This is a genomic window from Spirosoma pomorum (assembly GCF_054776615.1).
This window is the reverse complement of the sequence record NZ_BAAHBP010000001.1, coordinates 686227-699615: the sequence shown is the minus strand read 5'-3', so window position 1 is coordinate 699615 and position 13389 is coordinate 686227. Positions and strand designations below refer to the sequence as shown.

The 13389-nt window shown below is 50.3% G+C and carries 13 protein-coding genes; 4 read left to right on the top strand and 9 right to left on the bottom strand.

Features of this window, described 5'->3' with window-relative positions; genetic code table 11:
* Nucleotides 1-91 precede the first annotated feature (91 nt).
* Entirely contained in the window at nucleotides 92-1867 is a 1776-nt protein-coding gene (locus tag ACYVAD_RS02945; RefSeq protein ID WP_461137963.1) for a DUF6044 family protein, read from the top strand.
* 91 nt (nucleotides 1868-1958) lie between these two features.
* Here ACYVAD_RS02945 and ACYVAD_RS02940 read toward each other — a convergent pair whose 3' ends face one another.
* Both ACYVAD_RS02940 and ACYVAD_RS02935 read right to left on the bottom strand, forming a co-directional pair.
* Complete coding sequence (locus ACYVAD_RS02940; protein WP_461137962.1) at nucleotides 1959-3227, bottom strand: UDP-N-acetylglucosamine 4,6-dehydratase family protein; 1269 nt, start codon at nucleotides 3225-3227, stop codon at nucleotides 1959-1961.
* Nucleotides 3228-3432: 205 nt separating this feature from the next.
* Nucleotides 3433-3948 (bottom strand): DUF2480 family protein, encoded by a 516-nt coding sequence (locus tag ACYVAD_RS02935; protein ID WP_461137961.1) that lies wholly within the window; start codon nucleotides 3946-3948, stop codon nucleotides 3433-3435.
* Between the two features lie 184 nt (nucleotides 3949-4132).
* Here ACYVAD_RS02935 and dnaN point away from each other — a divergent pair, with 184 nt between their 5' ends.
* Entirely contained in the window at nucleotides 4133-5272 is a 1140-nt protein-coding gene (dnaN, locus tag ACYVAD_RS02930) for a DNA polymerase III subunit beta (protein WP_461137960.1), read from the top strand.
* A 94-nt stretch (nucleotides 5273-5366) separates the two neighbouring features.
* On the top strand, nucleotides 5367-6587 hold the full coding sequence (locus ACYVAD_RS02925; protein WP_461137959.1) for a TCR/Tet family MFS transporter: 1221 nt from the start codon (nucleotides 5367-5369) through the stop codon (nucleotides 6585-6587).
* A 14-nt stretch (nucleotides 6588-6601) separates the two neighbouring features.
* On the opposite strand, the gene ACYVAD_RS02920 is transcribed toward ACYVAD_RS02925, so the two are convergent.
* The 7 genes from ACYVAD_RS02920 to ACYVAD_RS02890 form a co-directional block, all read right to left on the bottom strand.
* The gene (locus tag ACYVAD_RS02920; RefSeq protein ID WP_461137958.1) at nucleotides 6602-7162 is read right to left on the bottom strand and encodes a YceI family protein; all 561 of its coding nucleotides are present in this window, start codon (nucleotides 7160-7162) and stop codon (nucleotides 6602-6604) included.
* A 4-nt stretch (nucleotides 7163-7166) separates the two neighbouring features.
* Nucleotides 7167-7841 (bottom strand): hypothetical protein, encoded by a 675-nt coding sequence (locus ACYVAD_RS02915; protein ID WP_461137957.1) that lies wholly within the window; start codon nucleotides 7839-7841, stop codon nucleotides 7167-7169.
* 15 nt (nucleotides 7842-7856) lie between these two features.
* A complete protein-coding gene (locus ACYVAD_RS02910) occupies nucleotides 7857-8327 on the bottom strand; it encodes a QcrA and Rieske domain-containing protein (protein WP_461137956.1) in 471 nt (156 codons plus the stop codon).
* Nucleotides 8328-8391: 64 nt separating this feature from the next.
* The gene (locus ACYVAD_RS02905) at nucleotides 8392-9831 is read right to left on the bottom strand and encodes a porin family protein (RefSeq protein ID WP_461137955.1); all 1440 of its coding nucleotides are present in this window, start codon (nucleotides 9829-9831) and stop codon (nucleotides 8392-8394) included.
* Complete coding sequence (locus tag ACYVAD_RS02900; RefSeq protein ID WP_461137954.1) at nucleotides 9812-10390, bottom strand: RNA polymerase sigma factor; 579 nt, start codon at nucleotides 10388-10390, stop codon at nucleotides 9812-9814. The genes ACYVAD_RS02905 and ACYVAD_RS02900 overlap by 20 nt, the downstream gene beginning before the upstream one ends.
* A gap of 28 nt (nucleotides 10391-10418) precedes the next feature.
* Nucleotides 10419-11255, bottom strand: coding sequence for a hypothetical protein (locus ACYVAD_RS02895; protein WP_461137953.1), 837 nt, complete (start codon nucleotides 11253-11255; stop codon nucleotides 10419-10421).
* 107 nt (nucleotides 11256-11362) lie between these two features.
* Nucleotides 11363-12133, bottom strand: coding sequence for an SDR family oxidoreductase (locus tag ACYVAD_RS02890; protein WP_461137952.1), 771 nt, complete (start codon nucleotides 12131-12133; stop codon nucleotides 11363-11365).
* A 143-nt stretch (nucleotides 12134-12276) separates the two neighbouring features.
* Between ACYVAD_RS02890 and ACYVAD_RS02885 the strand changes: the two genes are divergently transcribed.
* On the top strand, nucleotides 12277-13350 hold the full coding sequence (locus ACYVAD_RS02885) for a YncE family protein (protein ID WP_461137951.1): 1074 nt from the start codon (nucleotides 12277-12279) through the stop codon (nucleotides 13348-13350).
* The last annotated feature ends 39 nt before the right edge of the window (nucleotides 13351-13389 follow it).

Here is a 13389-nt window from a genome sequence, read left to right as displayed (position 1 = left end):
GCCGGTATGGGCCAATTTCAGTATTTTCGTGGCCAAAATCGACTTGAATGTACCACCCGCCAAAACGTAGTACACGGGTCAACGTTTGCTTATGTCCCGCTCATCCTTTGTTGCCAGGCAGTCTACCCAAATAACCAGTTCCGAACAGACCTATCTGTTTGTTGCGCTTGCCCTATTGAGTTTGTATGTATTACCGTATATCTGGCTCGGGGAAGGCGCTCACCTGACGATTCACGACAACCTGGATAGTGATTTTTTGTACTTATACCTACTGAAGATTACAAACACCGCCTTTGATTTTGATCTGAACACGATCATCCCGAACGTAATGAGTGGCGGCCCTTCAGCCGGAATTCCTCGATCAGCTTTCCGGACGGGTTTAAATCTGGAAGTTCTTTCGTTTTACCTAATGCCGCCCTATACGGCGCAGGTCGTCAACTTCATTGCTGTACACGGTATCGGTTTCTTGGGGATGTTTCTGTTATTGCGCAGGCATGTCCTGCCCGAAACCAGCTGGGAACTGGCACGCGTAGCGCTGTCTTTTCTGTTTGCGCTGGTACCCGGTTACATTGTTCACGGCGCATCGGTGAGCGGACAACCTTTGTTACTATTTGCCTTCCTAAATCTGCTTTCCCTGTCAACAAAGCCGCGCTGGACTGATTGGTTAATTATCATCCTGTTTCCGTTCTATTCGTTTTTTGTCTGGGCCGGGCTGTTTATTTGCATCGTACTAGCGGGAATTGGTGGCGTAGTGATGTACCGACGTCGGACCGTGCAGTGGCGTTACGTAGTGGGCCTTGTTTTACTATCCGTCTTTTACCTGGTGAGCGAATGGGAGTTAATTTATGGCTTTGTTCACGAACGTTATATCTCACAGCGAATCGAGTTTGATTATAGTCGACTACGGTCGATGCGAATTGTTGATAGTCTGCGACGTAGCGCCGATTTGTTCGTCTGGCCAATGTTCAACACGGGAGCTTTCCTAACGTCGGGTATCCTGGTGGTGGCACTGGCTGGCGCCTGGCGGGCCTATCAAAAGCAGGACAGACAGACCCTGAAATGGCTGATTGGCTTGCCCATTCTGGCCGGGATTTTCTGCCTGATTCACGGCTTTTACCATTACCTGGTCGTCGGCCTGGGCGATAGCTGGTTGGGGTTGAAACTGCGGGTATTTCAGTTTGACCGGTTTTACTTCATGTTGCCCACACTCTGGTTTTACTTGTTTGCGCTAGCGTTGCGCCAGTTCAGAAACGAGCGGACGACAATCCAACTGGTGCTGGCAGGACAACTAGTTTTGATGATCGTTGCTAACAAAGAATGGCGAATCAACGTGGGGAAATTGGTAGGTACTGTCACTGAAGCGCAATACCCGTCTTACCGGGCGTTTTTCGCCGAGCGACAGTTTGCCCGAATCAGAAACTATATTGCCCGACCGCAATCCGACTACCGGGTTATTTGTCTGGGAATGCACCCGTCAATAGCGCAGTACAACGGTTTTTACACGCTGGACAGCTATCAGAATAATTACCCACTGGCTTATAAGCATGCCTTCCGCCGGATCATTGCGACAGAACTGGCAAAAGGGACACCTAAAATGCGGGCGTATTATGACGCATACGGTTGCCGTGCCTATCTATATACGGCTGAGTTGGGCATGAATTACCTGTTTGGTAAAACGGAGAATATAGAGGTCGAGCGTTTGCAGATTAATACGTCGGCGCTGGCTGAGATGGGAGGGCAATACCTTATCTCAGCGGTCCCCATCCGAAACGCTAGTCAAAACAGACTCGTGTTGGCGCAGATCATCAATGACTCGGATAGTTACTGGAAAATATGGCTGTACAAAGTAGCGACTAGAAAAGACTAAGCTAAGAAAGATACTTCTTCCCGGATGCCGATACCGGTTCAGATACAATAGGTTATGTCGTTCATGTAGAGGAAATTGGTATCAGGCTGTGTTACGTGGGCTCATAAGCCGATAGAACAGGATCGTTCTGAACACACAACGGATTTTGAGTCGTGTATTCGGGTATAATCTGTTGAAGAAATTTGATCAGTGTTGATTCTTCAGCGTATGGTAGCATCCGGTCTAGCTCTCGTAGTTTGCGCTGAATTCGATGACCATTTGGTGCTTTTAGGCGGGCCGCATAAATGCGCGGATGCTGAGTCGGATACGCCATTTCACCGGTATGAAATATCTCTTCATGTAGTTTCTCGCCTGGCCGTAGTCCCGTGAACGTCAGTTTAATATCCGTATTGACTCGAAAACCGGCATCCTGAATTAGCTGGCGAGCCAGATCGGCGATACGGACTGGCTTACCCATGTCAAATACGAGTACTTCCCCTCCATGACTTAAAACAACCGATTCTAGTACTAGCTGACAGGCTTCTGGAATAGTCATGAAGTAGCGGGTGATGTGGGGATGTGTGACGGTGACTGGACCACCATTGGCAATCTGGTCCCGGAATAACGGCATCACCGATCCACTGGAATCCAGTACGTTGCCGAATCGCGTAACTACGAATTGGGTAGACGAGTGGTGATTAAGCTCCTGTACGTACATTTCAGCCAGACGTTTGGTCGCGCCCATAACGCTAGTCGGATTGACCGCTTTGTCAGTAGAAATCAGAATAAATTTCTGAACAGTGAAGCGAACGGCGAGATCGGCAACGATCTGTGTACCCAGTACATTCGCCTTAATGGCTTCGTAGGGATGAGCTTCCATCAGCGGAACGTGCTTGTAGGCAGCTGCGTGAAAGACAAGATCTGGGCGATACGAAGCAAAGACGTAATGCATTCGACTAAGGTCGCTGACGTTGGCAATTTGCGTTGCGATGTTGTCAGTGTTACTAAATTCCCGACCTAGTGCCATCACAAGTGTGTACAAGGCTGACTCCGCCTGATCAATAAGAATGACTTGCTTGGGATTGTATGGCAATACCTGGCGAACCAACTCACTACCAATAGACCCTGCTGCGCCCGTGATAAGTACGATGCGACCGCTAATAAAGTCTTGCGGTTGCGGCTGATCAATTGGTTGAATAAGAAGTTGCTGAGACTGCCAAGAGGAAGGGGGGCGTTCCAGTCTTTGTTGACGGCGTGTAAGGTCGATGAAATGCGTAAACGGGAGGGCAGGCGAGTGAAGCCAGTAGCCAAGACAAATCGTCAAAACGGATAGGCATAATGGCATTGGGCTCAGCACCTCAGTGGGGAGCAGAAAAATCATATCGGTAAGGTCAAGTACGGCAGTGACCGTAACTCATTCTAAACAGTATGAATGAGTTACGGCATGACCAAATATATATGACCCACCGACAGCTAAAGCAGAGAAGTAGAAATAATGCTCCTGTTCGGGTACATTATTAACTTTTCGGTATGAACAACCAAGGACTTGGTATACCTGTTGTTCTTCGATGGACAAACATCCTTTACTAAGCTTGCTTAGGGCGCTTATACAATGGGACCGTGCTACAGGGCTCGCCAAACAACAGACTTTGTACAACAGGGCGCAACCGCCGGGTAATTTCTACGTACGCGGCTACCGGGACCGGTACGTCCGAACAGCCTTTCACCACAACACGAGCATCCAGATAATCGGTTACGTCAATTCGGGCAATGGCGTCAAAATATAACTTCTCTTCCAGGTCAGTAAGTGTGCCGAAAACAACAGTGCTGGCGTAGGGCTGCAGTTGCAGCGTCAGTAACATATAGGCCCAGGTCGGAATAATGGCGTCTTCGGAACAGGTGATGGCTACGTGTTTGCCAGTATATTGATTCCAGTCATGTTCTTTCAGAAAGGCCCGAAAATCTTTTTCCTTCAAAATTAGCCCCATGAACAGATTATCTTTCAGATCATACTGAACTCGGTCGCCGGGAGCGTAATACTCTTCAAGGTTCAGGGTAATAAGGCCACTGTTGGCTACCCGGTTAATGATTTCTGTCTCCATAATTCTGGCTGATAATCAGTAACTAGCTAGCTACTGACTGCTTTTTAAACGTCGGATAGATAACGGCAATTAAAACGCAAAAGGTTCTGCTTATCGAATCGTGGAAAGACACCGTCTCTCGGCTTTTTTTTGCTACTTTTGTCAACTAGTCTAAATTATAAGCACTCCTTCAAACGATCGATATATGAAGTTTATCGTTTCTTCTTCTGTCCTGCTCAAGAACCTCCAGAATATAAATGGTGTGGTGGCAACGAACCCCATCGTACCAATCCTCGAAAATTTCCTGTTTCGTATCGACGTTGACGAAAATGCGACTGGCGGAACCCTGACTGTAACGGCATCCGATCTACAAACGACGATGACGACGCAGATTCCGGTAGAAGCCAGCGAGAGCGGTTCGATCGCTATCCCAGCGAAATTGCTACTGGATACGTTACGTAGTCTGCCCGAACAACCCGTAACGGTAAATATCGATACCGATACGTTCGGCACCGAAATTCTGACCGATAATGGCCGGTACAAACTGTCGGGCGAAAACCCAATCGACTTCCCGAAATTGCCGACTGTGAGTAAAACGATGGGTGTTGAGATGCCGTCGGAGGTTCTGCTCGCGGCCATCAACAATACCGTATTCGCGACGAGCACCGACGACCTGCGCCCAGCGATGACGGGTGTATTTCTGCAAATGAACGCCGATAACGCTACGTTCGTGGCAACGGATGGCCACCGGCTGATTCGCTACCGTCGGACGGATCTGAATGCTGCAGCCAGCTCGTCGATCATTATCCCCCGGAAAGCTCTGCAATTGCTGAAAGCGTCGTTACCAGAAGGAATTCCCGTTACGGCTGAGTTCAGTCAGGCAAATGCGTCGTTCTCGTTTGGACCAACGCAATTGATCTGTCGCCTAATCGACGAGCGTTTTCCGGATTATGAAAACGCCATTCCGACGAACAATCCGAACGTCATGACGATTGGCCGGACCGATCTGCTGAACTCACTGAAGCGGATTATGATCTACGCCAACCGGACGACGCACCAGATTCGTTTGTCGCTGAAAACAAACTCGCTGACCATCTCCGCTGAGGATCTGGATTATTCGAACGAAGCGAACGAGAAGCTGCTTTGCGATTATGACGGCGATGCCATGGAGATTGGCTTCAACGCTAAGCTGATGGCCGAAGTGCTCAGTAACCTGAGTGCGAAAATGATTAGCCTGGAACTGTCGGCGCCCAACCGGGCTGGTCTGCTGATTCCGGCTGACAAAGAAGAAAATGAAGATATTCTGATGCTGGTCATGCCAGTGATGCTGAATACGTACGCATAGTTAGGGAGAAAAGGAGGAGGGAGGAAAGGAGAAAGAAGCAAAAACAAAATGCCTTTCTCCTTTCCTCCCTCCTCCTTTTCCCCTTTTTTTATTTATGGCTAAACGCACTACCGCCCCGGCGCTCGTCTTTATTTTTATCACGCTGCTGATCGACGTAACAGGGCTCGGTATCATTATCCCGGTTTTTCCGAAGTTAATCGAGCAGCTCATCCACGGTAACATCAGTCAGGCGGCAAGCTGGGGCGGCTGGCTGTCGTTTTCCTATGCTGCGATGCAGTTTCTTTTTTCGCCTATTCTGGGCGGACTGAGTGACCGCTTCGGACGTCGACCCGTGTTGCTTTTTTCGCTCTTCGGATTCGGGCTTGACTATATCCTTCAGGGGTTTGCCCCCACAATCGAATGGCTTTTTGTTGGCCGTTTGCTGGCCGGCGTGACTGGGGCCAGTTTCACGACCGCTACGGCCTACATCGCCGACATCAGTACACCCGAAAAGCGAGCGCAGAATTTTGGGTTGATCGGGGCTGCTTTTGGTGTGGGCTTTATTCTGGGTCCAGCCGCTGGCGGATTTTTGGGCCAATACGGCCCGAGGGTGCCGTTTTTTGTGGCGGCTGGCCTAACAATGGTCAATTTTCTGTACGGTTTTTTCATTCTACCAGAGTCACTTGCCCCCGAAAACAGACGTCCGTTCAACTGGCGCCGAGCGAACCCGATTGGCTCGCTAATGCGACTGGGGAAATACCCGGTAATTCTCGGAATGGTGGCATCACTGGTGCTGGTTTATATTGCTGGCTTTGCGGTGCAGGGAACATGGACGTTCTACTCGATGGAGAAGTTCAAGTGGGACGAGAAAACGGTTGGCCTGTCGCTGGCCGCCATCGGTCTTTCGTTTGCCATTGTACAGGGCGGCTTGAGCCGGATTATTATTCCGAAACTGGGTCAACAGCGGTCGGTGTATGTTGGTCTGCTATTCAGCGCGGTTGGCTTTCTGCTCTTTGCCATCGCCACAAAAAGCTGGATGATGTTTGCCTTTATGATGGTCTATGCCATGGGAGGCATCGCCGGGCCATCCATTCAGGGTATCATCTCCAATCAGGTACCAGCCAACGAACAGGGCGAATTACAGGGGGCGTTGACTAGCCTGACTAGCACGACCTCTATTTTTGGGCCCCTCATCATGACGAATCTGTTCGCCTATTTTACGTCGCCAGCCGCCCCGGTCTATCTACCCGGAGCCCCCTTTTATCTGGCGTCCGTGCTGGTGGTTATCAGCGCCTTCCTATCCCGGCGTGGCCTGAACCGGTCCATGGCTACCTAGCGGAAGTCTTTCGTTTAATTAACCGGAAAGACGACATTGAATTTGAGTACCATTTGATCTTCGGTTTTGACGCCCATCAGCGAAGGTCGTTCAATATTGTACGTACTCATGCTGACGGGGAACTCTCCGGTAATGGTCATTTTACCGCCGGCGTCTTTCCGGGTTGCCTGCAACGTAACGGGTTTGGTGACGCCATGAAAGGTAAGGTTGCCTTTGGCCGTCAGACTTCCGTTGTCACCCGCTTTGATGTCGGAGCTGACGAAGGTTACGTTTGGATACTTTATCCCTTCCAGCACTTCTATGGCGTGGGAGTCCCGGTTGTTATTCTGGCTGTCGAACGAAGCGACTTTGACGGAGACTGCCAGGTTTTCGGGGAGTTTAGTTTCGTCGTTATACGTCATGGCACAGTTCACGTCCCGGCTAACGCCTTCCCATTTGTGGAGGGGGTGCGTTGCTGCATAGGTGATGGTAGATACCGATTTATCTGCCATGATTTTACGTTTGGCCGTTGGATTTTTGAAGGCAACGAGAAGCCCAATGGCTAGGATGTAGCCATAGAAAAGATAGTTTTTCATACGTTTAAAAGGTTAGCGCAACGATTGAAGCTGCGTATGCACCAAATGTGGTATAGGCCGCTATCCGGTGATACGGTTTAAGTTCGTGATTCGTCTGGATCATGTTCGCCAGTACGTTCGTCGCAATCATACCCGTTAGATGCACTACAGCCAGGTACCGGTGCAGTTTAATGGTCGTGAAGCCACGTTTGGCACCAACGATAGGCGGTGGGGTCGTTAGCGACAGGGCCAGCGTCGTTCCATAGGAAACGTTGATGAACGTGGCCGTACCCTCGTGCAATCGCTTGAGCCGGGTGTAGTCTTCCCCAAAAGCATTGTAGAGTTTAGCCCCCAGGATTCCCTGAGCCACGAAACTCGCCAGCGTAATAAAGCCACCAATCTGGTGAGCAGTCAGCATTCCCCGGCGAATCTTTAGCTCTTTGGTGCGTCCTTCTGGCGTCAGCGGGGCGACGTTCATCGTGCGTAATAACCCTTTCTTGCCCCATAACGCACGCTGCGTGAAAATCATCTTATGGGGCAACAAAGGCTGCGCTTCAGCTGAATCAGACAGGCTCGCCAGTAGCGCATCGGCGTCGGTTGCTGTCTGGGCAGAGTCCTGCCGTACGGCCGTGCTGTCCTGCGCCCGTAACGACGATTCCGTGGCTAACAGGGCAAAGAGAATGACAAAGAGATGTTTCATGAAACTGCCCGTTGATTAAGCCGTGATGGTCAGCGTGTTCCCGTCCGAACTCACGGATGTTCTGTAGACAGTGAGCGCTTGCGTCGCTGGGCCAACTTCAACGGCTCCTGACGTGCTAAACTCTGAGCCGTGATTCGAGCAGTAAAAATCATTTTGAGATAGCCGGTATACCACGTTTGTTCCCTGGTGCGTGCAGGCTCGGGACAAAGCTACGTAGCCACCCCCGTTAACCCGGGCTACGATCATACTTCCCTGGTAGATATAGCCGCCCGCATTTTTCAGCGCGCTGGCCGTTGACGAGGTTAAATCAATGCTCGTTGTCGTTCCCGGCGTTGGGGCCGGCGTAGGTGTATTGTTGTCGCCTTTAGAGCACGACGTCAGAGCGGGTCCCATGCAATAGAAGGCCATCAAGGCCGTGCTGCTTATCCCTAGGCTACGTAAAAATTCACCACGGTTCATCGATTCGGTAGTTGGATTGGTCTTCATGGGATTGATTTGATTACAGTTGTTGATACGTATAAAATGAAGCTGATGTTGCACTGAAGATTGCTTAGCGAAGTTTGTACCGCAGCGAGAAAAAAGCTCCGGTGCTTACCAGGTTAAGTTTGTAATAACCGACACCCTTCATAGGTATTTTCAGAAAGGGCTCAACCTGCCACGATAAACGTTTGCTGAATGCTCGTTCGTATCCAACTGATAAATTTAAGTGACTAAAACCATAGCTGCCGGTGCTGGTGCTCCATTCGCGGGCTTTATAGTTGATCCTGGGATCGTCCGGATTAGCATATTTATAGCTGTAATCCTCCCGAAGCATCACATACGTTGTGAGCCCCCCGCTGACAAACCAGCGATTCTGGCGACCATCGGGTCTGGCCTGAAGTGCGAAATCGTACCGTAAATTGAGCGGTATGTCCAGCATGTTGCAGCGTCCATATACGCTTTCTGGCTGAACTGGCCAGGTAGTACTTCCCCATTCGTAGCGCGCTGCCGACGACTCATACACTTTTATGCTACGTAGCAAACCCGTCTGCACTCGCCAGCGAGAGGCAAACTGGTATTCAAGCAAAACACCAAGGTTCGTGCCAGGGCGCTGAAAGTCTTTCAAGCCAACGCTGCTCAAATCGGGCGCTACCAGAAACCGTACGCTCAATCCTTTTTGCGGAACCGACGAGAGCACTTCTGTCGCTTTGATGGTTGGTTGATTAACGTCATGCTGCGACAAGGTATTCGACGAAGGCCATGTTGCGGGCTTACCAGCTAGCGTCGCTAAATCGGGTAAAGCGACAGGGAGTAGTGCTTCCGGTACACTACCCGTCTGGATATCAGCTACGTTTTTGCCTGACTCAGCCGGTAGCTGGCTTGCATAGGAGAGTGTGGTAACCTCGGCTGGCCTAGCTGATGACGTACTGGATCCTTTACGACTACCCCTTGAATAAGCTGTATGTTTCGAACGATTCACTGACGTACCAAAAGGGCGCTTAGCGAAAGGCTGTTCACCCAATTCAGTTACAGACTGATTTCCTTCTTCAGCATCAGCGGGACTGATTTTTACTTTCTCAACATCTAAAGCCGCGTCTGTTTGTGGATTCTGCTGAGTTGTTCGAATCGTTTCAGTTACCGGTCTGGACTCCGCATGGATCGATGCTGGTTGGCCTGGAGACTCCAGGTCAGATGACGGCTTATTCGCACGAGCCGAAGCTATTCCTGGTAGCTTAGCTGATGGTTTGCTATATGCTTTAGGAACCGCACTGGCCTTGGAACCGGAACTCGTCAGACGGCTCCTGTATACATACCAGCTGCTACCCGTTACTAAGAGCAGTAAGATTACCGGAATGCTCCAACGTAATAGCTTTCCCCAGAATAGCGTTTTGTCACGTTCAGTCAGTTGTTGCTGCATCGCCTGCCAGGCGGCTGCATCGAATGCGGGTTCAAACTCTTCAGCTGACTTTCTGAAGAGTCCGTCCAATTGGTCATCGGTTAGCTCTTGCATACTCGTCTTGATTAATCTGCTTCAATAATTGGCGTAGATTCTCTCGTGCTCGGGCCAGATTTGATTTAGACGCGCCTACCGAAATTCCCAATTGCCCGGCAATTTCTTCGTGCGTAAATCCATCCATAACGTACAGGTTAAATACCAGCCGATACGCTGGCGACAGGCGCTGAATTAACATCAGCAAATCTTCATGGGCTAATTGGCTATACGCATCCACAGCATCTGATGCGCTGAGCTGTTCAGCCTGTTCGAGGCTATCCTGGTTATGATGCCGTACCTCCTGACGGTAGTGATCAACGGCCGAGTTAATCATAATTCGTCGGAGCCAGGCCTTAAATGGCTGAGCAGCATCATATTGATCCAGTCGGGTAAAGACCTTCAGAAAGCCGTCGTTCAGGACTTCCAGTGCACTCTCGCGCGTAGGCGCATACCGCAGACACACGCTCATGGCATACCCGTAAAACTGCCGGTAAAGCAGTTCCTGACTCTGTCGCTGATTGCGTAGGCAACCAGCAAGCAGGTCGGGTAGGGGAGGCATGTTCGGAGCGGTAGCCATCGGCGCGACTTAAGTCAGGGATACTTGTTCAACTAGCGGGAGCTTCTGCGGTAGTCTTGTAAACTACCGGCCAGACACCGGGTCTGGGGAAACTGACTCCTTTGGTCGTTCCCCGCTTGAATTGATCGTCGCCAAAATAATAAAGCGGCCAGCCTTTATACGTAAGCTGCGTACGGCCAAAGACCGAAACCGCGCTGAAATCCGATTTGCTCAGCGCAGAAGGAACCTCGCCGACTGATTTCTCGAACAATGGCCAGGTGGGGTTATTACTAAAATCGGCTTTAGTGTAATTATTTTTATTCTTTTTATCATTGACGAAAGCGTACAGCGTAACGCCGAGGCTATCCGTTAAAAACAAGGAATTGCCGGTGCCTTCTTTCGTATCACTCGTGTAATTCTTGCCGTCCTTCCCAACGAGCTGACCCGAGCCGATCAGTACTGTGTAATTAGGTTTCGCTACGTACCAGACATTACCGACATTTTCCCCGGCTACATCCCCGGCCTTTGTATCGTTTTTATAATAGTAGAGCGGCCAGCCTTTGTAGGTTGTCTGCTTAGCTCCGTCCGTCCGGGTTATGGTCGTAAAATCAGCAGCTTTTAAGGTAGCGCCTAGTGTGGGTGTTTCCTGGTAGAAGACAGGCCATGTGTCCCGGCAGGCTCCCGTACAATTGGCGTTACCGTTGGCGTCGGGAGCAAAAAAGTAAAGCGTTCGGCCTGATTCGGCCGTCAGTACGTTGCCGAGCGACGTGTTGCCAATGGCCAGATCCGGCGCAGGCGCTGTATCGGTTTGCCGACAAGAAAAGAGCGAAACGGTCAGTGTACTAGCTACTACCATCAGACGAATGGAATCGATGAATGAATACATTGTGTCAACTGCGTTAGAAATGAAAAACTGAACAGTTGAACCGGTTCATTCGCCAATACGGACGATTGTCGGATCGGGTTGCGTCGTCTGAAAAAAAGAGTTGAAAATTAATAACCCCAGGCGAGCAGGCCACCATCGGCCGCGAGGGTCTGGCCCGTTACGTAGCTGGAAGCGGGCATGCTGAGAAACGAAACAATGGAGGCAATCTCTTCAGGATCACCCACCCGCTTCATGGGCGTGCGAGACAGGATTCCGGCCATTTTCTCGGGATTGGTCAGAACGGGAGTTGCCAGGGGCGTTTTGATATACCAGGGGGCAACGGCATTGACGCGGATGTTGTCGACGGCCCACTCAACGGCTAAATTACGCGTCAGTTGTAGCAGAGCAGCTTTTGTCATGCCATAGAGCGAACCGCTGCTGGTGTGTGTCAGGGCGGACACCGACGAGACCATAACAATTTTGCCGTTGCCGGATGTTTTTAATAGAGGATAGGCTGCCTGGCAAAGTTCATAAACCGAACGCATGTTGGTCGTGACAACGTGGTCATAGTCAAGGGGACTGTATTCAATCGTAGGTTTCCGAATATTGGTGCCAACGTTATTAACCAGGATATCCAGACTGCCCCATTCCTGATTCACGGCCTGAATAACCTGACTAGCTACGCCAGGCTGGCTCATGTCGGCAGCCAATCCAGACACGATGTGACCTTCTTGGCGATATAGGTCGAGTTGCTCCTGCAATAAATCATTGTTGCGCGCCACAATGAACACGGACGCGCCAAAGTTGAGAAATTGCTGGACTATTGCTTCGCCGATGCCTTTGGTGCCACCTGTAACTAATGCGCGTTGTCCTGCAAGAGACCATAATGCCTTTTTCATCTGATGGCTGAGCCGGGGCAACCCGTCGATTTATTACTATGATACAAAAGCAAACCTACCACCTCTATCTTTGTATTCCTCACGACAGGTAACATTTTACTGCCTGCTTGGAAAACTAGAGACTCTCAGGGGGCGTCATTTTCATGAAAAAACAAGAGTTGTTCAAATCGTTACCAGCACTACTCATCGTTTGCCTGACGGGCTGTCGAGTAAGCGAACCCGAAGTAATGCCATATGAATCGGGTACTTACGTTGTTAATACGGGTAATTCACAGGCCAACAACGGTTCGATTACGTTCATACCGCGAAGCACCGGCCCGTTCGAGCTTGACGTATTCAATGCCGCTAATGCCAGAACACTGAACGGGTCAATACAGGACTACGCCGAAATCAACGGCAAAGGCGTTATAGTAGTTGATAACAACGCTACTGGCCAGGACAAAGTCGAAATTGTCAGTGTGGGTACGTTTACTCAATTGGCTACGCTGGGCGCTCCTGATGTTGAGAATCCTCGATACGTGGGGGCGGCTGGACCTAATAAAGCATATATCACCTGCCGTGGGACAGGAAGTACTGGGTCTTCGTATGTACTGGTCGTCGATTTAGCGTCGCGAACCGTAACGAAAAAAATTACGTTAGCCGCCGGAGCCGAGCGCGTTGTAGCTGCTAATTACGAAGCGTTCGTCGGTAACTCGCAGGGAGGAACGTCGCTAACCGTAATCGATACGGAAAAAGACGTTGTAAAGGAACCTGGTATCGTAGTCGGAGCTAACGTGAACCCTGTTGCCGTCGATGTTAATGGTAAACTATGGGCTTATGTTCCGTCAACCCGGGAAATGGTACGTATCAATCCCGGTACCAAAACAATTGAAACCCGGTTCGTAGTGGGAACGGGTAACCAGAATCCGGTGTCAATTTCATTAAGCGCTGACAAACAAGTGTTTTACGTGGTAAACGCCTACTTCGATCCGGCCGTGAATCGACTTCGAGGGACTACTTACCGAGTATCCGTGAATGACACGAGTCTGCCACCTGTGCCCCTTATTCAGCGCGTGTTTTCGGGTGTGGGAACCGACCCCAAAACCGGCGTGATTTATGGGGGATCAACAGTGACATCCGGTCAGTTTGGTTACGTCCTACGCTATCAGCCGGGAGGGGCGCTCATTGATTCTGTGATGACCGGAGTTGCGCCAACGAAATTTGTTTTCCGGGATTAACAATTCTAACTTGTTATTAACTAAAAGGGACCGCTGATA

Bases quoted from the DNA above. Each gene is read 5' to 3' on its own strand.
- ACYVAD_RS02915 (WP_461137957.1), bottom strand. From the start codon at position 7,841: ATGAAACATCTCTTTGTCATTCTCTTTGCCCTGTTAGCCACGGAATCG.
- ACYVAD_RS02910 (WP_461137956.1), bottom strand. From the start codon at position 8,327: ATGAAGACCAATCCAACTACCGAATCGATGAACCGTGGTGAATTTTTA.
- ACYVAD_RS02945 (WP_461137963.1), top strand. From the start codon at position 92: ATGTCCCGCTCATCCTTTGTTGCCAGGCAGTCTACCCAAATAACCAGT.
- ACYVAD_RS02920 (WP_461137958.1), bottom strand. From the start codon at position 7,162: ATGAAAAACTATCTTTTCTATGGCTACATCCTAGCCATTGGGCTTCTC.
- ACYVAD_RS02900 (WP_461137954.1), bottom strand. From the start codon at position 10,390: ATGGCTACCGCTCCGAACATGCCTCCCCTACCCGACCTGCTTGCTGGT.
- ACYVAD_RS02890 (WP_461137952.1), bottom strand. From the start codon at position 12,133: ATGAAAAAGGCATTATGGTCTCTTGCAGGACAACGCGCATTAGTTACA.
- ACYVAD_RS02905 (WP_461137955.1), bottom strand. From the start codon at position 9,831: ATGCAAGAGCTAACCGATGACCAATTGGACGGACTCTTCAGAAAGTCA.
- ACYVAD_RS02895 (WP_461137953.1), bottom strand. From the start codon at position 11,255: ATGTATTCATTCATCGATTCCATTCGTCTGATGGTAGTAGCTAGTACA.
- dnaN (WP_461137960.1), top strand. From the start codon at position 4,133: ATGAAGTTTATCGTTTCTTCTTCTGTCCTGCTCAAGAACCTCCAGAAT.
- ACYVAD_RS02885 (WP_461137951.1), top strand. From the start codon at position 12,277: ATGAAAAAACAAGAGTTGTTCAAATCGTTACCAGCACTACTCATCGTT.
- ACYVAD_RS02935 (WP_461137961.1), bottom strand. From the start codon at position 3,948: ATGGAGACAGAAATCATTAACCGGGTAGCCAACAGTGGCCTTATTACC.
- ACYVAD_RS02925 (WP_461137959.1), top strand. From the start codon at position 5,367: ATGGCTAAACGCACTACCGCCCCGGCGCTCGTCTTTATTTTTATCACG.
- ACYVAD_RS02940 (WP_461137962.1), bottom strand. From the start codon at position 3,227: ATGATTTTTCTGCTCCCCACTGAGGTGCTGAGCCCAATGCCATTATGC.